Origin of the sequence: Noviherbaspirillum sp. (assembly GCF_035627455.1) — a bacterium.
GTDB lineage: Bacteria > Pseudomonadota > Gammaproteobacteria > Burkholderiales > Burkholderiaceae_D > Noviherbaspirillum.
This window is the reverse complement of the sequence record NZ_DASPLS010000066.1, coordinates 1-20,469: the sequence shown is the minus strand read 5'-3', so window position 1 is coordinate 20,469 and position 20,469 is coordinate 1. Positions and strand designations below refer to the sequence as shown.

Annotated in this window: 15 protein-coding genes; 8 read left to right on the top strand and 7 right to left on the bottom strand. The window is 65.6% G+C overall.

Annotated elements, in window-relative coordinates; all coding sequences use genetic code 11:
• Positions 1-2: 2 nt before the first annotated feature.
• The 4 genes from VEC01_RS12545 (at position 3) to pflA (ending at position 7,502) form a co-directional block, all read left to right on the top strand.
• Entirely contained in the window at positions 3-2,492 is a 2,490-nt protein-coding gene (locus VEC01_RS12545) for an FHA domain-containing protein (RefSeq protein WP_324901222.1), read from the top strand.
• Positions 2,482-3,855 carry an HlyD family efflux transporter periplasmic adaptor subunit gene (locus VEC01_RS12540; RefSeq protein ID WP_324901221.1) on the top strand — a complete coding sequence of 458 codons (1,374 nt, stop codon included), beginning with the start codon at positions 2,482-2,484 and terminating at the stop codon, positions 3,853-3,855. The genes VEC01_RS12545 and VEC01_RS12540 overlap by 11 nt, the downstream gene beginning before the upstream one ends.
• Before the next feature lie 513 nt (positions 3,856-4,368).
• The gene (pflB, locus tag VEC01_RS12535) at positions 4,369-6,690 is read left to right on the top strand and encodes a formate C-acetyltransferase (protein ID WP_349256519.1); all 2,322 of its coding nucleotides are present in this window, start codon (positions 4,369-4,371) and stop codon (positions 6,688-6,690) included.
• 2 nt (positions 6,691-6,692) lie between these two features.
• On the top strand, positions 6,693-7,502 hold the full coding sequence (gene pflA / locus VEC01_RS12530) for a pyruvate formate-lyase-activating protein (protein ID WP_324901218.1): 810 nt from the start codon (positions 6,693-6,695) through the stop codon (positions 7,500-7,502).
• A gap of 4 nt (positions 7,503-7,506) precedes the next feature.
• Here pflA and VEC01_RS12525 read toward each other — a convergent pair whose 3' ends face one another.
• A complete protein-coding gene (locus VEC01_RS12525; protein ID WP_324901217.1) occupies positions 7,507-8,385 on the bottom strand; it encodes a formate/nitrite transporter family protein in 879 nt (292 codons plus the stop codon).
• A gap of 241 nt (positions 8,386-8,626) precedes the next feature.
• Between VEC01_RS12525 and VEC01_RS12520 the strand changes: the two genes are divergently transcribed.
• Positions 8,627-9,415 (top strand): N-acetylmuramoyl-L-alanine amidase, encoded by a 789-nt coding sequence (locus tag VEC01_RS12520; RefSeq protein WP_324901216.1) that lies wholly within the window; start codon positions 8,627-8,629, stop codon positions 9,413-9,415.
• A 243-nt stretch (positions 9,416-9,658) separates the two neighbouring features.
• Complete coding sequence (locus VEC01_RS12515) at positions 9,659-11,338, top strand: long-chain-fatty-acid--CoA ligase (protein WP_324901214.1); 1,680 nt, start codon at positions 9,659-9,661, stop codon at positions 11,336-11,338.
• Positions 11,339-11,454: 116 nt separating this feature from the next.
• Here VEC01_RS12515 and VEC01_RS12510 read toward each other — a convergent pair whose 3' ends face one another.
• Positions 11,455-12,168 (bottom strand): winged helix-turn-helix transcriptional regulator, encoded by a 714-nt coding sequence (locus tag VEC01_RS12510; RefSeq protein ID WP_324901212.1) that lies wholly within the window; start codon positions 12,166-12,168, stop codon positions 11,455-11,457.
• Positions 12,169-12,385: 217 nt separating this feature from the next.
• Between VEC01_RS12510 and VEC01_RS12505 the strand changes: the two genes are divergently transcribed.
• Positions 12,386-13,228 (top strand): class I SAM-dependent methyltransferase, encoded by an 843-nt coding sequence (locus VEC01_RS12505; RefSeq protein WP_324901210.1) that lies wholly within the window; start codon positions 12,386-12,388, stop codon positions 13,226-13,228.
• A gap of 62 nt (positions 13,229-13,290) precedes the next feature.
• Here the strand turns inward: VEC01_RS12505 and VEC01_RS12500 are convergent, their stop codons facing one another.
• The 5 genes from VEC01_RS12500 to VEC01_RS12480 form a co-directional block, all read right to left on the bottom strand.
• Positions 13,291-14,631: an anaerobic C4-dicarboxylate transporter gene (locus VEC01_RS12500; protein ID WP_324901208.1), complete on the bottom strand. Its 1,341-nt coding sequence runs from the start codon at positions 14,629-14,631 to the stop codon at positions 13,291-13,293.
• 23 nt (positions 14,632-14,654) lie between these two features.
• Positions 14,655-15,443, bottom strand: a complete 789-nt coding sequence (locus VEC01_RS12495) for a class I SAM-dependent methyltransferase (protein ID WP_324901207.1) — start codon at positions 15,441-15,443, stop codon at positions 14,655-14,657.
• A 372-nt stretch (positions 15,444-15,815) separates the two neighbouring features.
• Positions 15,816-16,283, bottom strand: coding sequence for a bacteriohemerythrin (locus tag VEC01_RS12490; RefSeq protein ID WP_324901205.1), 468 nt, complete (start codon positions 16,281-16,283; stop codon positions 15,816-15,818).
• Positions 16,284-16,377: 94 nt separating this feature from the next.
• Positions 16,378-18,030: a methyl-accepting chemotaxis protein gene (locus VEC01_RS12485; RefSeq protein WP_324901204.1), complete on the bottom strand. Its 1,653-nt coding sequence runs from the start codon at positions 18,028-18,030 to the stop codon at positions 16,378-16,380.
• A 212-nt stretch (positions 18,031-18,242) separates the two neighbouring features.
• A complete protein-coding gene (locus tag VEC01_RS12480) occupies positions 18,243-18,866 on the bottom strand; it encodes a TetR/AcrR family transcriptional regulator (RefSeq protein WP_324901202.1) in 624 nt (207 codons plus the stop codon).
• A gap of 182 nt (positions 18,867-19,048) precedes the next feature.
• Here VEC01_RS12480 and VEC01_RS12475 point away from each other — a divergent pair.
• The coding region (locus VEC01_RS12475; protein ID WP_324901200.1) for an acyl-CoA dehydrogenase family protein at positions 19,049-20,469 on the top strand (1,421 nt) is incomplete at its 3' end.

Sequence of the window (20,469 nt, the reverse complement as noted above, 5' to 3'; positions counted from 1 at the left end):
GCATGCGCGACCCGGAAGCCACCGTCGGCATGCAGACGGCCGACCTGGCATTCGACATCGTGCTCAAGCCCGTGTCGCACCCGGAGACCGGCGACATCCGCATCGACGAAAGCCTGTTCGCGATCGGCCGCACCGAGCCGCCGTTTTCCGACTATCCGCCGGAAATCGTGGCCGACCTGTCGCGCCGCCATGCCCGCATCTTTTCGGAGCATGGCTCGGTCTATATCGCCGACCTCGACAGCAAGAACGGCACCGCGGTCAACGGCATCGACGTGCAGCAGAAGATCACGCGGCTGCAGGACGGCGACGAGATCTGCTTCGGCGGCCGGCTGACCTACCGGGTGCGCCTCGGCAAGCGCAAGGAAAACACGGTGCGCGCGTCGAAACTGGTCGGCGTGGTGCTCAATCCCGAGCGGGAAGACCTCGGCCTGCAGCCCATCGTGATCACCAGCTTTCCCTTCCTGATCAGCAAGGCCGACGACGCCTTTGCGCGCTACCGCGACGATTTTCCGCACCAGGTGAACTATCTGTCGCGCCGCCATGCGCATATTTTCCTCAAGGGCGGCCAGGCCTTCGTCGAAGACCTGGGCAGCACCAACGGCACCTTCGTCGCCGGCCGCCGCCTCGACGAGCATGCGGTGCCCCTCGGCGACGGCGATTCGCTGGCGTTCGGCGGCCATCATTTCGTCTACCGCGTCAGCCTGCACAAGGAAGAACGGGAAGTCGACCCCACCGTCACCAAGCTCAGCCCGCTGGCGCAAAGCGTGGCCAGGGCGGCCGGCAATCCGGACAAGACCACCTTCGTGGCGGCGCCTGACTCCTTTCTCGACATCTTCTGCGTCGATCCGGCCCCGGCCGCGGACGACGAGGTCAATGACGACGCGGCCGGCCCGGCGCACGAGGCGGGCCGGGAGGCGGGCCGGCGCAAGCCGCGCGGACGGGCGGCGATTTTCCTGTCCGAACTGGCGGGCGCGTTCTCCGGCGGCGCGCGCGGCGACCGCAAGCGCCCGCTGAAGATGGGCGCGGCCGCGGCGGTGGTGCTCGGGGGCGCCGGGCTGGCGCTGTACCTGAACCAGGCGCCGGAACGGGAGCTGCGGGATCTGCTCGCCAGCGGCGATTATGCGAAGGCGGCGTCGATCGCGAGCAGCCGGCTGGAGCAGGACGCCAGCAATGCCGAACTGAAGACGCTGGGCACCGAGGCGCTGCTCAAGGCGCACCTGCCGGACTGGATGGCCAGGCTGAAGGCGCGCGACTTCGACGGCGCCGGCGCCATCCTCGGCCGGATGAAGGAGTCGGCGCGGCACAACGACGAAGCGCAGCCGCTGCTGGCCGAACTGGAGTGGATGGGCAATCTGGCACGCTTCATGGCCGCGCGCGGCGGCGCCGAAGCGCCGATCCGGATCTACGGCGACGAAGAGCGGATCAGGGCACTGCTGAAACACTGGGAGGACGGCACCCAGCGCCACCAGCGCGCGTTCGCGCTGATCGCGCAGGCGGTGCCGGCGTTCGAGGCGGCGTATGCGGACGCGCTGAGCCAGGTGCGCCGGCTGCAAAGCGACGAAGCGGTCTACCTCGCGGCGATCGAGCGCCTGAAGATCACGGTGAACGACGAACTGAAACGCGACCGGCCGGAGGCGCTGGAGCCGGTGTTCAAGGAATACGCGGAAAAATATCCGCGCATCGGCGGGCTGGACGCGTTGCGGCAGGATCTGCGGCTGTACATGGAAATCGACAATGACGCGCGAGCGCGCAACCTCGGCGGCCTGATGGCGAAGCTCGAGAAGGCGAAGTTCCAGACGCCGCCGTTCCAGGAGCGCTTCCGCACCCTGTCCACCGGCAGCCTGTTTCCGCCGCCCGACATCGTCCGCCAATATCAGGCGGCGAACAAGGCCTGGCGCGAAGGGGATGCCGCGCAGTCGTTCGCGCTGCTGGAAAAGCTCCAGACCGGGCCGTGGGAGAAGTCGGTGGCGGCGCAGCTGCAGCGCCGGCGCGCGCTCGTCGAGCAGTTCGCCGCACTGCAGAAGGCGCAGGGCGGCAAGGACTACGACGAGCGGCTGCTGGCTTTCTACGGCTCGCTCGACCCGGACGACGACATCCACTACATCCGGGCGACGGAAGCGGACATCGGCCGCAACCGGGACAAGGCGATGGCCCGCGCGCAGGACCTGATGGCAAGGGCGCTGGCACGCTGGCGCCAGTACCGGGACAACGGCGCGATTGAAGGCGCGCAGCGCCTGGAGGGCGCGGTGTCGAGCCAGTTCCGCAGCCAGGCGAGGCTGCTGACCGAAGCGCAGCAAAGCGCGCAGCAGGGCATGCTGATCGCCCGCCAGCTGAAGGCCGACACGCCGGCGGAGTGGAACACGCTGCGCAGCGAGATCGATGCCGAAGCCGCGCAGCAGCGCAAGGACTTGCAGGACCTGCGCACCGTGCTCGATCCCAACCTGCTGAAGGAAAAACTCGCATTGATAGGAGGGCGGGGCAATGGTTTCTGATACACGCCTGCGGCCGTTGAATGAAGCCCTGGAAGACCACAGCGCCGAGGGCATCGCGATACTGACCTCCGAGCCATGGCGCTTCACGCAGGCGACCGTGATCGCGATGCTGGCGCTGGTGGTGGCGGCGCTCGGCTGGTCCTTCATCGGCAGCGCCGACGTGATCGTGACGGCGCAGGGATCGCTGCAGCCGGAGTCGGAAGTGCGGCGCTTCTATACGCCGATCGACGGCGAGCTGGCCAACATCTACATGGCCGAAGGGCAGCCGGTGAACAAGGGAGACACGGTTGCCCGCCTCAATGCGCGCGGCGCGATCGAGGCCGCCAAGAACGCGCTGGAAGCGCAGCTGAAGCTGGAGGACGCGGAACGGGAATGGAAGCTGTTCCCGGAAAAAAAGGCGCTGATGGAGCGCAAGGTGGCCGCGCTGAAGCAGGCGATGGAGCTCGAAGAGCACCAGCATGCCAAGCGCGTGGCGGAAGGCACCGACAGGCTGGCGGAAAGCCAGCGCGCGCAACTGCAGCAGGCGCGCACCGCGGTCGAGGATGCGCGCCGCGCGCGCGACGCGGCGCGGGACGAAGCCGACAAGTATGCGCGGCTGTTCTCGATGACGGGCGGCGGCGGCGTGTCGCAGCTGCAGGTCGAAAGCAAGAAGAATGCGCTGCTGGCGGCCGAGAACGCGATGCGCCAGGCGCAGGCGCGGCTGACCGAGCTCGCCGCGCGCCAGAGCCAGGAATTCACGCAGGCCAAGGCGCAGCTGGAAACCAGCGGCCAGGAATTCACCAAGCTGCAGCTGCAGTACGAGGCGGCGGCGAAGGAAATCGCGAGCACCGAGGAAAAGCTGCGGCTGCAGCTGCAGACCGCACGCCTGGTGGCCGAGGCGGCGGCGCGCATCCGCTTCGAGAACATCGACAAGGATAATTTCCTGCTCATCCTGGCGCCCGTCGACGGCGTGGTCACCGACGTCACCTCGACCCAGCCGGGCGAGAAGATCCAGGCCAACTCGCCGCTGGGCGGCATCGCGCCGCGCGATGCCCGGCCGATCCTGAAGATCGAGATCGCCGAGCGTGACCGCGCGTTCCTGAAGGAGGGGCAGGGCGTGAAGATGAAATTCAATGCCTTCCCCTACCAGCGTCACGGCGTGGTGACCGGCAGGCTCGAGCACATCTCGCCGGCGACCAAGCTGTCCGCGCAGCAGAAGCAGCCGGTGTATGAGGGCAGGGTCGCGCTCGACAAGGATCACTACCAGGTCGGCGAGACGACTTATCCGCTGCGCTACGGGATGACCGCGACCGCGGAAGTGGTGGTGCGGGAGCGGCGCATCATCGACATGGCGCTCGATCCATTCCGCCAGATCGGCGGCTAGCAGAGCATCCAGATGAATCTGGCAGGATCGTAGGGTGGGTAGAGCCGCAGGCGAAACCCACCGTTTTGGCTACGCCCATCGAGGCGCATGGTGGGTTTCGCGTTGCTCAACCCACCCTACGGTCCTCCAGTCATCAAAATCATCTGGATGATCTACTAGCAGAGCATCCAGATAAATTCAGAGAATAGTAGGGTGGGTGGGGCCGCCGAGGTAGAGCCGCCGGCGAAACCCGCCGTTCTGGCTTCGCCCACCGAGGCGCACGGTGGGTTTCGCTGCGCTCTACCTCGGCGGCCCCACCTCGGCGGCCCCACCCACCAACGGGTCCTCCACCTGTCAAAACCATTCGGACGCTTTACCAGGCCGCTGATCCCTTTCTTGTGCCGCATGCAAACGGGCCGCATGCACGGCCCGCGTCTTCTCCGGGCGCCAGCCTTTTGGCAGGCATTCAACGCGAAAAAACCATAGGAACTTGCCCCAAGGCAGAGAGTCGAACCTGCGCTTTTGGAGATGCACATGAACATGCTATTTGACGCAGCAGTGATTGAAAAGGCGGCAGCAGTTGACAAGGCGGCAGCCGCAGCAACGAACCCCTGGCGCGGTTTCCGCGGCGAGAACTGGCGCGGCGACGTGGCGGTGCGGGATTTCATCAACCAGAACTACACCGAGTACCGCGGCGATGACCGCTTCCTGACCGGCCCGACCGGACGCACCCGCAAGCAGATGTCCGTGTTCGACGACCTGCTCGCGCAGGAGCGGCGCAACGGCGGCGTGCTGTCGGTGTCCGGCGATGTCGGTTCGTCCATCACCGCGCACGGGCCCGGCTACATCGACCGGGCCAGCGAAGCCGTGGTCGGGTTGCAAACCGACGAGCCGCTGCGGCGCGCGATCTTCCCGCAGGGCGGCCTGCACATGGTGGAGCAATCGCTCAAGGAATATGGTTTCGGCAAGGTCGACCCGAAGATTGAAGAAATCTACACGCTCTACCGCAAGGACCACAACAACGGCGTATTCGACGCCTATCCGGCCGACGTGCTCGCGGCGCGCCATTACGGTCTCCTGACCGGCCTGCCCGACGCCTACGGCCGCGGCCGCCTGATCGGCTGCTTCCGGCGGGTGGCGCTGTACGGCGTGGACCGCCTGGTCGAGCTGAAGAAGAACGACAAGGCGAAGCTGGACGACGTGGCTTTCAGCGACGAGGTGATCCGCACGCGCGAAGAACTCTCGGAACAGATCCGCGCGCTGCAGGACCTGAAGCAGATGGCCGCCGCTTACGGCTTCGACATTTCCCGGCCCGCAGCCAATGCGCGCGAAGCGGTGCAATGGCTGTACTTCGCGTACCTCGGCGCGGCCAAGCAGTCGAATGGCGCAGCCACTTCGGTCGGCCGCATCAGCACCTTCCTCGACGTCTACATCCAGCGCGACCTGGAAGAGGGCACGCTGACCGAGGAAGAAGCGCAGGAACTGATTGATCACCTGGTCATCAAGTTCCGCGCGGTCCGCTACCTGCGCACGCCGGGCTTCGATGCGCTGTTTTCCGGCGACCCGACCTGGGTCACGCTGACGATCGCCGGCATGAGCGACGACGGCCGCTCGCTGGTGTCGAAAACCTGCTTCCGGGTGCTGCAGACGCTGTACAACCTCGGCAATTCGCCCGAGCCGAACCTGACCGTGCTCTGGTCGACGCGGCTGCCGCAGGGTTTCAAGGATTTCAGCGCGCGCGTCGCGATCGACACCAGCGCGATCCAGGTGGAATCCGACGACGCTATCCGGCCGGGGCATGGCGACGACGCGGCCATCTCCTGCTGCGTGTCGCCGATGGCCAACGGCCGCGCGATGCAATTCTTCGGCGCCCGTTGCAACCTGCTCAAGACCCTGCTGTACGCGATCAACGGCGGCCGCGACGAAGTCAGCGGCGCGCTGGTTGCGAAGGACATGGAACCGGTGACCGGCGATTACCTCGACTTCGACGACGTCAAGGCGCGCTTCGAAAAGATGATGGAATACACCGCCAGGATCTACATCAAGGCCCTGAACGCGATCCATTACATGCATGACAAGTACGCGTACGAAGCGCTGCAGTTCGCGTTGCTCGATACCGATCACTACAAGACGCTGGCCTGCGGCATTGCCGGCCTGAGCCATGTGGCCGATTCGCTCTCCGCTATCCGTTACGGCAAGATCCGCGTGCTGCGCAACGAGGCCGGCGTGGCAGTCGATTTCGTCAACGAAGGCGCGGAGTTCCCGTGCTACGGCAACAATGACGACCGCGTCGACGAGATCGCGGTGTGGGCGGTGCGCACCTTCATGGCAAAACTGCGCGAGCATCGCGCGTACAAGGATGCGGTGATCACGCAAAGCGCGCTGACGATCACGTCCAACGTGGTGTACGGCAGCGCGACCGGCAACAGCCCCGACTGCGCCGGCCCCGGCGGGCGCCGCGCCGGCCAGCCGTTCGCGCCGGGCGCCAATCCGTCCAACGGGCAGGACAGGAACGGCTGCGTCGCCGCCGGCTTCTCGGTCGCGAAGATCCCGTTCGACGACTGCGGCGACGGCATCTCGTGGACCTTCTCGATGGTGCCTTCCTCGCTCGGCAAGACGGCGGACGACCGCATCGGCAACCTCGGCGGCTTCATCGACGGCTTCGTGGAGCAGGGCGGCTATCACCTGAACATCAATGTGATGACGAAGGAAACGCTGCTCGACGCGATGGAGCACGGCGCGGAGAAGTATCCGAACCTGTGCGTCCGCGTGTCTGGTTATTGCGTGCTGTTCCACCGCCTGACGCGCCAGCAGCAGGAGGACGTGCTGAGCCGGACCTTCCACGAGCGCGCGTAAGCATGGGCGGAACCCTGCACAAGCTGTTGCACCGGCCGGCCGCGGAACACGGCGGCCAGCCGGGCGGCTACGTCCACGCGGTCGAAACCTTCGGCGCGGCGGACGGGCCCGGCCTGCGCTACGTGCTGTTTACCGCCGGCTGCAAGATGCGCTGCCTGTATTGCCACAACCCGGACAGCTGGACGCTGCGCGACGGCGACTGGCGCACGGTGGAAGAGGTGGTCGACGACATCGGACGCTACGCGGCTTTCTACCGGCGTACGGGCGGATTGACGGTCAGCGGCGGCGAGCCGCTGGTGCAGGCGGATTTCGTCGGCGCGGTGCTGCAACAGGTCAAGGCGCGCTATGGGCTGCATATCGCGCTCGACACCAACGGCAGCCTTGCGGCGTCGGTTCCGGATGCATGGTTCGACCCGGTCGACCTGGTGCTGCTGGACATCAAGCAGATGAACCCGGCGCGGCACCGTGCGCTGACCGGCCTCGAGCTGCAGCCGACGCTGGATCTCGCGCGCCGCCTGGACCGCATCGGAAAGCGCGCATGGATACGCTATGTGCTCGTGCCCGGCCATACCGACGACCATGAGGATGTGGAAGCGCTGGCCGGCTTCGTCGCCACGCTCGGCAACGTGGAGCGGCTGGAAATCCTGCCCTTCCACAAGATGGGCGAATCGAAATGGGCCGAGCTGGGCAGGAAATACCAGCTGGCCGATACGCCGGCGCCGGATGCGGCGCTGATCGAGCGCGTGAAGCGGCAGTTCGAGCGGCAGTTCGAGCGCCAGTTTGAGCGGCGGCCGATCATGGTGGTGGCGTAGCGCGCTACTCGATCTGTTTCGGTGCGCCGGACGCCTGGTTGCGCCGGAACAGCACCCAATAGACGCTGCCGACGAGCAGCGTTCCTCCCACCCAGTTCCCCAGCGTCACGGCGCCCAGGTTCAGCGCGAACAGGCCGAGAGGGATATCGACCGCCGCCGCATCGATGCCGGCGGCAGCCCAGAAGCTTTGCGGCGCGCCCCATTTGATCAGCAGGCCGTAGGGAATGAAAAACATGTTGGCGACGCAGTGCTCGAAGCCGGCTGCGACGAAGGCGGTGATCGGGAACTGGATCGCGAGGATCTTGCCGCTGGTGGTCTGCGCCGCCATCGATACCCAGACCGCGAGGCAGACCAGCACATTGCACAGGATGCCGAGGAAGAACGCATGCTGCGGCGCGAGCTTGCTCTTGGATGACGCGAGGTAGAGCGCGGTGCTGCCGACTTCCGCATGGCCGGACGCGTAGTGCCCGGCGAGGAAGACCAAGAGCGCGGTGCCGACCGCGCCGACGAAATTGCCGGTCCAGACCGTTATCCAGACGCGCAGCATGCGACGGGTGGTCAGCCGTCCGCTGGCCCAGGCCATCACCATCAGCGTATCGCTGGTAAATAATTGGGCGCCGGCGATCACGACCAGGATCAGCCCGAGCGAGAAGGTGACGCCCATCAGCAGGCGGGTCAGCCCGTAGGGCAGGAAGTCGGCGGCGCCGGCAATGGTGACGGTGGCAAACAGCCCGCCCAGCGCGATGAAGGCTCCGCCGAGTACAGCCAGGCCGAACAGGGTGACCATGTCCTGATTGGCTTTCTTGACGCCAACATCCTCCGCGAGCACCGCGATGGCGCCGGGCATGAGCGGGTCATTGCTGAGGCGGGCGCCATCGGCCATGCATCTCTCTCCGGTTTCTGTTGGCAACGCACTTTCTTTGGCAAGCGGAAGGCGGAACAGTTCTGTGCGGCGCTTCAGCCGGGCGTCGCGTTGCTTCACTGCAAGCAGCACTGTTTTCGCGGGCAGGCCGCGCGGATGCGGCGGAAATTTCGCAGTTGCCGCTTCATCGCCCAGGGAAGGTACAATTTCCGCCTCGATTCCCCGCCTCAAGACACCTGCCCGAAACGCCTGACGCAAGCCGATGCGATTCTTTCTCCCCATCCTGGGCCTCGCCCTGCTGGCCGGCTGCGCCGGCGGGCCGCCGATCGACCGCAGCTACACCTCGGTCTCGCAGGAAAGCCGCGTGCGGTATGTGATCGTGCATTACACGGAGGGCGACCTGGCGCGCGCGTTCGACGTGCTGACGAACGGCCCGGTCAGCAGCCATTACCTGATCTCTGACCGTCCCGCCGCGATCTACCAGCTGGTCGATGAAAACCGGCGCGCCTATCATGCCGGCGAGAGCGCATGGCAGAAGGATGCGCAGCTCAACGCCAGCTCGATCGGCATCGAACTGGTCAATCCCGGCTATCGCGACACGCCGCAGGGCAGGGTGTACTTCGACTATCCGCAGCAGCAGATCACGCTGCTGATCGACTTGCTGCGGCAGATCGTCGCGCGCCACCGGATCGATCCCGCGCGCATTCTGGGCCACAGCGATATCGCGCCGCAGCGCAAGGTCGACCCGGGGCCATTGTTCCCGTGGCGGCGCCTGGCCGCCGCCGGGCTGATCCGCTGGCCGGACATGGCGGAAGTCCTGCGCCGGCAGCCGGCGTTCGAAGCGCAACTGCCGGATATCGGATGGTTCCAGGCGAGGCTGGCGCGGCACGGCTACGTGCTGTCATCCAGCGGCGAACTCGACGCGGCGACGCGCCGCGTGCTTGCCGCGTTCCAGATGAAGTACCGGCCGGCGCGTCATGACGGCGAGCCGGATGCGGAAACGGCGGCGCTGCTCGATGTGCTGACGTCCGCGCCGCCGGGCGGCCGGTAGGCGCGGCATCAGGGTGAAATGAAGACAGCGCATTTCACCAGACGGTAGCGGCTTCGTGCAATGCGAAATCCTCCCGCGAGGCCTGCTTTTGCTTCCGCGCCTACCCCTTCCGAAATGCTTTAACTTTACGCCACGTCAACGTTTACCGTCTTGCCTTCGCCGAGACTACGCCTGTTGTAGCGAGTCGCAGAACCCGCACGGCACGTCAGGTCGTCAAAAAACACACAACGTTGGAGGCAGACAATGGAAAAAATCTGGCTGAAGTCGTACCCGCAAGGCGTTCCCCCGGAAATCGATCCCGCGCAGTACCGCTCCCTGGTGCATCTGCTGGAAGAGTCCTTCCGCAAGTACGCGTCGCGCAATGCGTTCGTCTGCATGGACAAGTTCATCACCTACGCCGAAGTGGATGACTATTCCCGGCGCGTCGGCGCCTGGCTGCAGGGACGCGGCCTGAAGAAGGGGGCGCGCGTGGCGATCATGATGCCCAACGTGCTGCAGTACCCGATCGCCGTCGCCGGCGTGCTGCGCGCCGGCTACACGGCGGTCAACGTGAACCCGCTGTACACGCCGCGGGAACTGGAGCACCAGCTCAACGACTCCGGCTCGGAAGCCATCATCATCCTGGAGAATTTCGCGACCACGCTGGAACAGGTGATCGCCAATACCCGCGTCAAGCACGTGGTCGTTGCCGACATGGGTGAAATGCTGGGCGGCGCCAAGGGTGTGCTGGTCAACCTGGTGGTGCGCCATGTGAAGAAGATGGTGCCGCCGTACTCCCTGCCGCGCGCGACCCGCTTCAAGCAGGTGCTGGCCGAGGGCGAGCGCCTGTCGCTGAAGCCGGTTTCGCTGAAACACGACGACGTCGCCTTCCTGCAGTACACCGGCGGCACGACCGGGGTGTCGAAGGGCGCGACGCTGACCCACCGCAACCTGATCGCCAACGTGCTGCAGAACGATGCGTGGATCAAGCCGGCGCTGGAAAAGGAGAAGGATACCGGGCAGCACAGCATCGTCTGCGCGCTGCCGCTCTATCACATCTTTGCGCTGACCGCGTGCATGATCATGGGGATGCGGCTGGGTTCGATGAACATCCTGATTCCGAACCCGCGCGACATTCCCGGCTTTATCAAGGTGCTGGCCAAGCACCGCTTCTCGGTGCTGCCGGCGGTGAACACGCTGTTCAACGGATTGCTGAACCACCCCGATTTCGCCAGGCTGGATTTTTCCTCGCTCCGCATCTCGCTGGGCGGCGGCATGGCGGTTCAGCAGGCGGTGGCCGAACGCTGGCTGAAGGTCACCGGTTGTCCGATCCTCGAAGCTTACGGCCTCTCGGAGACCTCGCCCGGCGCGACCGCGAATCCGGTCGAGATCAACGCATTTTCCGGCACCATCGGCGTGCCCCTGCCATCGACCGAGGTGACGATCCTGGACGACGACGGCAAGCCGGTGCCGGTCGGCCAGCCGGGCGAAATTGCCATCCGAGGCCCGCAGGTGATGGCCGGTTACTGGAACCGTCCGGACGAAACCGCCAAGGTCATGACGCCCGACGGCTTCTTCAAGTCGGGCGACGTCGGCATCATGGACGAGCGCGGCTTCGTGCGTATCGTCGACCGCAAGAAGGACATGATCCTGGTGTCCGGCTTCAACGTCTATCCGAACGAGATCGAGGGTGTGGTCGCGGCCCATCCCGGGGTGCTGGAGTGCGCCTGCATCGGCGTGCCGGATGCTAACTCGGGCGAGGCGGTCAAGCTGTTCGTGGTGCGCAAGGATCCGTCGCTGACCGTGGAGCAGCTGATGAACTACTGCAAGGAGCAGTTCACCGGCTACAAAAAGCCGAAGCACATCGAGTTCCGCAACGAACTGCCGAAGACCAATGTCGGCAAGATCCTGCGCCGTTCGCTGCGCGAGGAAGTGCAGCAGTAAGCGCCAGGGCACAATGAAGCAGGCAAGGTCCCGGAAAGGCAAGGCATCGGTCCGCGACACGCCGGCCTAGCTGGCGCGCGCGGGCCCCTTTTCTCCGCGCCGTCGCGCGACAGGACTCATGCACCTGCGCCCCGAGCGGAACGCATGCGCAGGGCTTCGCTCCTGGCCGCTGCAAACGTGCCCGTGCCGATCCATTCCCACAGCCTGTCCGCCACGCGGCCCGGACCTTGCACTCGTAGCTGACCGGTGTTCATCGCTTCCCCGGGCGTGCAGTCTCCGGTCCAGATTTCCGTGAGCGCGCGCACCGTGGAGGTCACGATGACGGCGGGCTGGCGGCCGGGATCGGTGCGGCACAAATCCACCGTGCCCTGCTCGACGACGAGCCACCAGGATTTTTCCGCAACCCGCGCATCGTGCAGGTCGAATTGAATGACTACCGGATCCGAGGGAAACATGGCGAGGCGGACCGAGCGCCGGATGTCCCACATCAGCAGCGCGGGATCGAGTTCGTCGTCGCGAAACCTGCTGTTCATCCAGCGCGCCCCCCAGTTGCCGAGGGCCATGATGATCGGGCCCAGTTCCTGGCCGGATTCGGTCAGGCTGTATTCCCAGACTTTTCCGGCGGCATGACGGCGCACCACGCCGATTTCCTCGAGATGGCGCAGCCGCTGGGCAAGCAGGCTGGTGGACATGCGGGGAACGCCACGGTGAATGTCGTTGAAACGCTTGCTGCCGCACAGCAGTTCGCGCAGTACCAGGGGTGTCCAGCGCTCGCACAAGGCTTCCGCGCCGCGCGCCACCGTGCAGAATTGTCCATAGCTGTCATCCATGGAAACCCCCAGCGCCAGGCCAGCGCCCGGCCACCCGAATGCTTCAGATTCTGGACTGGACGCCCGCATGCGTCAAGCGCAGGCTTTGCCTTCCGAGGGATGCCGGCACGCTCCGTTTGCTCCCTGGAGGCAAGGGCAGCTGTCCGCCTTTGATCCTGGAGCAATCCGCCTGCTGCCGCCCGTCCTGTTTCCATGATTTGCCCAAGGAGAAAACAGCATGAATGCACACGCACCTGCCGCCGCGAACGGCCTGACCCCGGAAATGCAGAACCTCAAAGCGCGCCTAAAAGCCACCTGGATGGCGGGTGACTACGGTCACTTCGCCAGGTATCTCGAGCCCGGTGCATTGGATTTCCTGAAGGAGCTTGAGCTCGGGAAGGGAACGCGGATGCTGGACGTCGCCTGCGGCGCTGGCCAGATCGCGATTCCGGCAGCACGCGCCGGCGTCAGCGTGACGGGCATCGACATCGCCTCCAACCTGATCGAACAGGCGAGGACGCGCGCGGCGGACGAATCGCTCGAGGTCCGCTTCGACGAAGGCGACGCGGAAGCGCTTCCCTATGACGATGCCTCGTTCGATGTGGTTGTCAGCCTCATCGGTGCGATGTTCGCGCCGCGACCGGACCGGGTCGCGGCCGAGCTGGTCCGGGTCTGCCGGCCCGGCGGCAGGATCGTCATGGCCAACTGGACGCCGGAGGGACATGTGGGGCAGATGTTCAAGATCATCGGCCGCCACGTGCCGCCGCCGCCGCTCATGCCGTCGCCGCTGAAGTGGGGAGAGGAGGCGACGGTGCGCGACCGCCTCGGGGTCGGCACCGCTTCGGTAAACGTCGAGAGGCGCTTGTATCCGATGCGTTACCCGTTTCCGCCGGAGCAGGTGGCCGAGTTCTTCTTTACCTATTACGGGCCGACCAACCGCGCGCTGGCGGCGCTGGATGCAGCCGGCCAGGCGGCGCTGCGGGAAGAGCTGGTGCAGTTATGGACGCGGAATAACAGCGCGCGCGATGACACGACAGCGGTGGACTCCGAATACCTGAAGGTGACGGCGATACGTGCGTAACCCGGCCTGCGCGTCCGCGGGCGCGCAGGGGGAATGAGCGGCGCGGCCATCCATGTGCACGCCTACAGCAATCCGCGCGCCGAGCTCAGCAGGTAGCCGGTGACGCAGGAGGTCGCCACGCCGATCAGGCCCGGCAGGATGAAGCTGTGGTTGACCACATACTTGCCGATATGGGTGGTGCCGGAGCGGTCGAACTGGATCGCCGCCAGGTCGCTCGGATAGGTCGGCAGGATGTAGTAGCCGTAGGCGGCGGCGCCGAAGGCGACGATATAACCGGGCGGCACGCCGATCGCCAGGCCCACCGGCACCATCGCGCTGATCGCGGCGGCCTGCGAGTTCACCAGCTTGGACACGAGCAGCAGCGCGATCGCATATGTCCACGGATGCGCCTTGACCAGGTCGGTCAGCGCGGTCTTCAGCGCGGGCAGGTGCGCCTCGAATACCGTGTCCGCCATCCAGGCGATGCCGAAGACCGCGACGACGGCGATCATGCCGGCCCGGAACACTTCGTTCTTGCCGATCGCCATCGGGTCTGTCTTCGTGAAGACGATGATCGCCGCGCCGGCCAGCAGCATGAACATCTGGATGGTCAGCACCATCGACAGCGGCTTGCCGGCCACCAGCGGACGCAGCGAAGGGAAGGCGCCGAGCAGGGCGACCACCGCGATGGCGCCGATGAAGATCCACATCGCGGTCCACTGGCTCGCCGACAGCGCCTTGCCGAGCAGGGTGGCGCTGTCGCCGTAGACGAAATTGCGGGTGTCGGGGTCGGCGATGCGTTGCTGGAAGTCCTGGTCCCGGTCGAGGTCCTTGCCGCGGAACCAGCTGAACATGCCGATCGCGAGCACGCCGGCCAGCGTGGCCGGAATCGAGATCGACAGCAGCGTGACGAAATCGATCGCGGGGCCGCCGGCGGGCGCCTTGGCCAGGAAGGCCACCAGCGATACCACCGCAACCGACACCGGGCTGGCCATGATGCCCATCTGGCTGGCGACCGACGACGCCGCCATCGGCCGTTCCGGCCGGATGTCATTCTTGATCGCGACGTCGTAAATGATCGGCAGCATGGTGTACACCACATGCCCGGTGCCGCACAGGACCGTCAGCAGGCAGGTGACGAAGGGTGCCAGGACGGAGATGTACTTCGGGTTGCGGCGCAGGACCTTTTCCGCCAGCTGCAGCAGCACGTCGAGGCCGCCGGAGGCCTGCAGCGTGGCGGAAGCCGCCACCACCGCGATGATGGTCAGCATGACGTCGACCGGCGGCTTGCCCGGCGCAAGCTGGAAGCCGAAGGTCATGATGACGATGCCGATGCCCCCGAGCAGGCCGAGGGCGACACCGCCCTTGCGGGCGCCGTAGAACAGGCAGGCGAGGATGATCGCGACCTGCAGCAGGATGTCCATGATGATCTCCCGTCGACGCGGCGTTACTGCTTCGTCGCGGTAATGATCTGGAAATTGCCGAAGAAGTAGGTGCTGCGCTGGCAGTCCCAGCGGCCGGTGTTTTCCAGGTGGCTGATCGGGTCGTGCGTGTCCCACAGGGCCAAGCCGAGCGGCTCGAACACCTTGAAGTAGGCCCAGCTCAGCGCGCGCAGCACGCGCGCGCTCGGGCGGTGGAATTCGCCGAGGAAGATCTTGCCGCCGGGCGCGAGGGTGCGGCCGGCTTCGTCCAGCGCCTTTTCCTTCAGGTGGTGCGGCAGTTCATGCAGCAGGAAGAAGATCACGTTCGCCGCAACGCTGGCGTCGGCCTGCTGCATGCAGGTGGCGTTGTCTTCCACATACTCGACCTTGCTGCCGTACTCGGCGAGCTTGGCCTTCGCGTGCGCCAGTTCGTTCGGGATGATGTCGGCCACGATCAGGCCCGCCGCGCCGCTCTGGAACGCCGCCTTCGCCACGCGCGGCATCACATTGCCGAAAGCGCAGGATGTGATCAGGACTTTCTTGCCCCGCAAATCCATCTGGCGGATCTCGGCGACGATCTTCGATACCAGGCGGTGATACTGGAACAACAGGATCGCCGAGATGATGGGCTGGAAATCGACCGCCTTGATCAGCCACTTGTTGGAGTAGACCGGGTAGACATGCGACTTGGCGTTGCTGGTGCGGGACAAACCGCGCACGACCAGCGCGCCGCGGGTAAAGACAAAGAAGAAGAGGGCAGTCGCGATGAGTGCGGCTGTCAGGGCGAGGGCGCCATTGATCATCCACGTATTCATTTTCATTTCCTTCACTGATGGGCTCGATCCGCAGGCAGCGGTGATTCGCGCTGCGTATCTGCTTTTGATTGGGAGCAAGAGTGGTGCCACGGCAAGGGGTCTGCCAGGGACAGGAACTGAATGAATGGCCAGGGATGTCTGCAGCCCGCGCAGGCCTTGCGCTCACGCGCTTGTGTGCACCGCGGCCGCAGTGGAGACGCAGGCGAGTCCTTGGCGCGGCGACAAGGGCAGGCGCGCAGCTTTCTCCGAAATGGAAAAGGATTTTTCCCGGGAGTTGGAACAGGCGTGGACTTTATTGCAGCGCCGCTGCGGCCGGACGGGCTGTGCCGGCCTTGGTGCTCGCGCGCCGTGCTCGTGCCGGTGCGCCTTCTGTTACGGCATCCGGGTCTTGGCGCCGGGCGGCTGGACAAGCGCGCGCTCACCCGGATAAGTGGAGCCAAGGCCGCGCGCCGCACTGGATGCAGCAAATTCCTTGTCGGCGCGTCGGATGTGAATCGATAGCCAATCGCGCAGCAGCGTCGATACCTGCGCCGCGACGGTGACATGTCCGGCTTTGTGGCGCGTTTCCAGTTCCAGCACTTTTTCCAGAAGCTCCTGGTGCAGGCGCCGGTGTTCGGCCAGCTTCGGATATCGGACCGCCTGCATGTGGTGTTCCTCGCGCTGGAAGTGTGCGCGCGTATAGGTGATCAGTTCCGTCAGGATGCCGCCCACCACTTCACGCCCTTCGCCCTGCGTGGTTGCGGTGTGCAGGTCGTTGACCAGCGCGATCAGGCGCTGGTGGTCATGGTCGATCAGGGAATTGCCGACGCTCAGGTCGTCACCCCATTCAAAATAAGCCACGTGTCCCCCCTTGACGGTAGTGCGGCCTGGCGGCGCTTGCCGGCGCCGCAGGCAGGTTGTCGCTCTGGCCCGCACAATGGCCGGGCCGCCCGCATTATGCGGCGTGCGCGTAACGCGGCGCCGGCAAGGCTGCCGCCGTGTCGGCGCGGTCGGGCAGGGCCGGCACTGCGGGCCGTGCCGCCGCGGCCTTGCCGATGAGTTCGCCATTGACCTTGAACAGCGCCACCGCCTGCGCCAGGCCGCGCGCCTGTGCTTCCAGCGATGCCGCCGCCGCTGCCGATTCTTCCACCAGCGACGCGTTCTGCTGCGTGGTTTCATCCATCTGGCAGATCGCCTGGTTGATCTGGTCGATACCGGCGGTCTGCTCGTTGGTCGCGGCGGCGATCTCGGCCATGATGTCGCTCACGCGGCGCACGCTGACCACGATTTCATCCATCGTGCTGCCCGCCTGCTCGACCAGGCGGCAGCCGTTATCGACCTTGTCGACCGAGTCCCCGATCAGTTCCTTGATTTCCCTGGCCGCGGTGGCCGAGCGCTGGGCCAGCACCCGGACTTCCGACGCGACCACGGCAAAGCCGCGCCCCTGTTCGCCGGCGCGGGCCGCTTCCACCGCGGCATTCAGCGCCAGGATATTTGTCTGGAAAGCGATGCTGTCTATCACCGTGATGATGTCGGCGATACGCTTGGAGGATTGGTTGATCGCATCCATGGTGTCGACCACCGCCGCCACCATGGTGCCGCCCTTGAGGGCGACGTCGGACGCGGACGACGCCAGCGCGTTCGCCTGCGCGGCGCTCTGCGCGTTCTGCTTGACCGTCGACAGCAGCTCTTCCATCGACGCCGCCGTCTCTTCGAGCGAACTGGCCTGCTCCTCGGTGCGGCTGGAGAGGTCGAGGTTGCCGGCGGCGATCTGCGCGGAAGCGGCCGACACCGTTTCGGTGCCGCCGCGCACCTTGCTGACCAGTTCCGCGAGGTGGTCGTTCATGTCGCGCAGCGCGCCCAGCAGTTGCCCGGTCTCATCGGTCGCGTTCACCTCGATCACGCTGGTGAGGTCGCCCGCCGCGACCGTGTGCGCGACGTCGACTGCTTGCGCGATCGGCCGGGTGATCGAGCGCGTGATCAGCCATGCGAGCAGGATGCCGAGGGCGACGGCGAACGCACCGAGCGCAAGCATCTGGTGGCGGCCGGAAGCGCTGGATTCGCGGATATCGTGCGCGCTGGTTTGCGCAAGCTGCTTCTGCAGCTCCGCCAATGCCACCACCGCTGCCTGCAACTTGTCGAGCTGGGGAAGCGTCTGCTCCATGATCACCTTGCGCGCCTCTTCCGTCTCCGTCGCCTCGATCAGGTTGCTCACTCTCGTAAAGGAGGCAACATAGCGGGCGCGTTCGGTCTTGATCGTTTCCAGCATTGCCTTGTCCTGCGGAAGATCGACCAGGCTTTCCAGCGTTGCGAGCGCGCCGGTGATGGCATGCTTGTTGGCGTCGATATGCGCGCGAATCCGGTCGCGGCCGGCCTGGTCGGGCACTACGAACAGCTCCAGGGTCAGCTTGGCATTCCCGGCAACGGTGGCGTTGATCTTGTTGGCCGCCTCCGACTTGACCCATTCCTTGTCGATCATGTGCGCCGTTGCATCCTCGATCTCGGAAAAATGAACCGACGCCGCGCCGATCAGCGCCAGCATCAAGGCAAGAACCAGGCTGAACCCAAGGCCCAGCCGTGTACCGATTTTCAGATTGTGGATTCTCATCTCCATCCTCGTAAGTGTTCGTATTGCCCGGGTGGCAGCAATACCGCGTGAATACGCCAACTCTTGTGCCGTCGGCGGTCGGGTCGGTTCCGGCGTGGGTAACCGGGGACCGGGCAATTAAAAGAAAGATCAGGAATCTATCTTAAAGGCAAAATTGCCTTGCGGAAACAAAAGTTTAGAGGAAATGCTCTAGAGGCCAGTTGGGTGCGCAATCAGGAAATGTTCTTCGATGCGACGGCGCGCAGGCAGAAACCCTGTATCGCACGGATCAAATCCGCTTCGTCGATGTCGGATTCGCGCCCGTCCTGCCAGGTGAGCGGCCCGACCAGTGCTTCGGCAATGACGCCGACCAGGGATGCGGCGGACACCGATGCGGACTGCGGCGGAAAGGCGCCGGTGGCGACGCCGTCCGCCACCAGCTGCCGGAAGATTTCGGCATAGGCCTGGCGATAGCGCAGGCGCTCGGCGTCGACCAGCGCGTCGACTGGTTCGGCGATCAGCGCATACGCCAGGCGGCGGCCGCGGATCGCGCGCGCGGCAAACTCTGCAATCGAGTCCAGCAGGCGGGCATCGGGTTCGCCGTCGGCCAGCGCAGTCTGCCTGACCACCTCCACTTCCTTTTCCGTGGCCATGCGGAAGACGACGGCGCACAACTGCGCCTTGGAGTCGAAATGCTTGTAGACCGCGCCGGTGGCAATCCCGGCCTGCTGGGCGACCGCCCCGATCGTCAGCGCGCCGAAACCGCCGTCGGATACCAGCTGCAGCGCGGCGTCGATGATCCGCTGGCGGATTGCTGCCTTGCGCGCTTCGGTCTTCTCGGTCGGGCGGTAAGCCATGGTTCAGCCTTTTTCGGAATGTCGCGGCGCAGTGTAACGGCGCGCAAGGAGTGCTGGCAAGCAACGGCTTGACAGGGGTTCGCTGGCATGTTGAACTGCACCTTAATGAAATGAATCGCAATTCAAAGTATTGTTCATTCTACACAGTTGGCGGCCCACGCCGTACCGCACGAGGAGACATCATGCTCGAGACCCGTTCCGAAAACCGCTATTTCGCCGACACCCACACGGTGGAAAACCAGCCGCAGCCGCTGCAGGACTACAACCTGTACCTGGAAGACCGCGCGTTGCGGGAAGCAGCCGCGCGCGAAGGCGCCGGCTGGGCGGAGGACAGCCTGCAGGCATTCGGCGCGCTGACCGGGTCGCAGGAAGTGATCGATCTCGGTTTCCAGGCGAACGAGAACAAGCCCGTGCTCCATACGCACGACCGCTACGGCCGGCGGGTGGACGAGGTGCGCTTCCATCCGGCCTACCACCGGCTGATGCAGATCTCGATCGAGCATGGATTGCACGCGTCGCACTGGACCGACCCGCGCGAGGGGGCGCATGTGGCGCGCGCGGCCAAGTTCTACATGCAAAGCCAGGTCGAGGCGGCGCACTGCTGCCCGATCACGATGACCTCCGCTGCGATTCCCGCACTGCGCATGCAGCCGGACCTGGCCGCCCTCTGGGAGCCGAAGATCCTCGCCCGCCACTACGACGGACGCAACGTGCCGGACAGCCAGAAGGAGGGCGTCACGATCGGCATGGCGATGACGGAAAAGCAGGGCGGCTCCGACGTGCGCGCCAACAGCACGCGCGCGATTCCGCTGGGCAGCGGCGGGCCGGGCCAGCCGTATGAACTGGTCGGCCACAAGTACTTCGTGTCGGCGCCGATGTGCGATGCCTTCCTGGTGCTGGCGCAGGCGCCGGGCGGCCTGTCCTGCTTCCTGCTGCCGCGCTGGCGGCCGGACGGCAGCAAGAACCCGCTGCAGATCCAGCGCCTGAAGAACAAGATGGGCAACGTGGCCAACGCCTCGTCCGAGACCGAGCTGCGCGGCGCGTTCGCCTGGATGGTCGGCGCCGAAGGACGCGGCGTGGCGACCATCCTGAAGATGGTGTCGATGACCCGTTTCGACTGCATGATCGGCTCCGCCGCCGGCATGCGCCAGGCAGCGGTCCAGGCGCTGCACCACTGCGCGCAGCGCGCCGCGTTCGGCAAGCTGCTGGCTCAGCAGCCGCTGATGCAGAACGTGCTGGCGGACCTGGTGCTGGAAAGCGAAGCGGCGCTGGCGATGACCATGCGTATTGCCGGCGCGCTCGACCGCAGCGAGCAGGACGAGTCGGAAAAGCTGCTGGTGCGCATCGGCACCGCGGTCGGCAAGTACTGGATCTGCAAGCGCACCCCGGGCCATGCGTACGAGGCGATGGAATGCATCGGCGGCAGCGGGGTGATGGAAGACAGCATCATGCCGCGGCTGTTCCGGGAATCGCCGGTGAATTCGATCTGGGAAGGCAGCGGCAACGTGCAGTGCCTGGACATGCTGCGCGCGATGCAGCGTGAACCGGGATCGGTGGAAACCTACATGGCCGAAGTGAAGCGCGCCGCCGGCGCCAACCGCCA

Coding starts and splice junctions, on each gene's coding strand:
- VEC01_RS12480 (WP_324901202.1), bottom strand. CDS start 18,866: ATGGCTTACCGCCCGACCGAGAAGACCGAAGCGCGCAAGGCAGCAATC.
- VEC01_RS12485 (WP_324901204.1), bottom strand. CDS start 18,030: ATGAGAATCCACAATCTGAAAATCGGTACACGGCTGGGCCTTGGGTTC.
- pflA (WP_324901218.1), top strand. CDS start 6,693: ATGGGCGGAACCCTGCACAAGCTGTTGCACCGGCCGGCCGCGGAACAC.
- pflB (WP_349256519.1), top strand. CDS start 4,369: ATGAACATGCTATTTGACGCAGCAGTGATTGAAAAGGCGGCAGCAGTT.
- VEC01_RS12520 (WP_324901216.1), top strand. CDS start 8,627: ATGCGATTCTTTCTCCCCATCCTGGGCCTCGCCCTGCTGGCCGGCTGC.
- VEC01_RS12495 (WP_324901207.1), bottom strand. CDS start 15,443: ATGAATACGTGGATGATCAATGGCGCCCTCGCCCTGACAGCCGCACTC.
- VEC01_RS12505 (WP_324901210.1), top strand. CDS start 12,386: ATGAATGCACACGCACCTGCCGCCGCGAACGGCCTGACCCCGGAAATG.
- VEC01_RS12525 (WP_324901217.1), bottom strand. CDS start 8,385: ATGGCCGATGGCGCCCGCCTCAGCAATGACCCGCTCATGCCCGGCGCC.
- VEC01_RS12515 (WP_324901214.1), top strand. CDS start 9,659: ATGGAAAAAATCTGGCTGAAGTCGTACCCGCAAGGCGTTCCCCCGGAA.
- VEC01_RS12545 (WP_324901222.1), top strand. CDS start 3: ATGCGCGACCCGGAAGCCACCGTCGGCATGCAGACGGCCGACCTGGCA.
- VEC01_RS12500 (WP_324901208.1), bottom strand. CDS start 14,631: ATGGACATCCTGCTGCAGGTCGCGATCATCCTCGCCTGCCTGTTCTAC.
- VEC01_RS12540 (WP_324901221.1), top strand. CDS start 2,482: ATGGTTTCTGATACACGCCTGCGGCCGTTGAATGAAGCCCTGGAAGAC.
- VEC01_RS12510 (WP_324901212.1), bottom strand. CDS start 12,168: ATGGATGACAGCTATGGACAATTCTGCACGGTGGCGCGCGGCGCGGAA.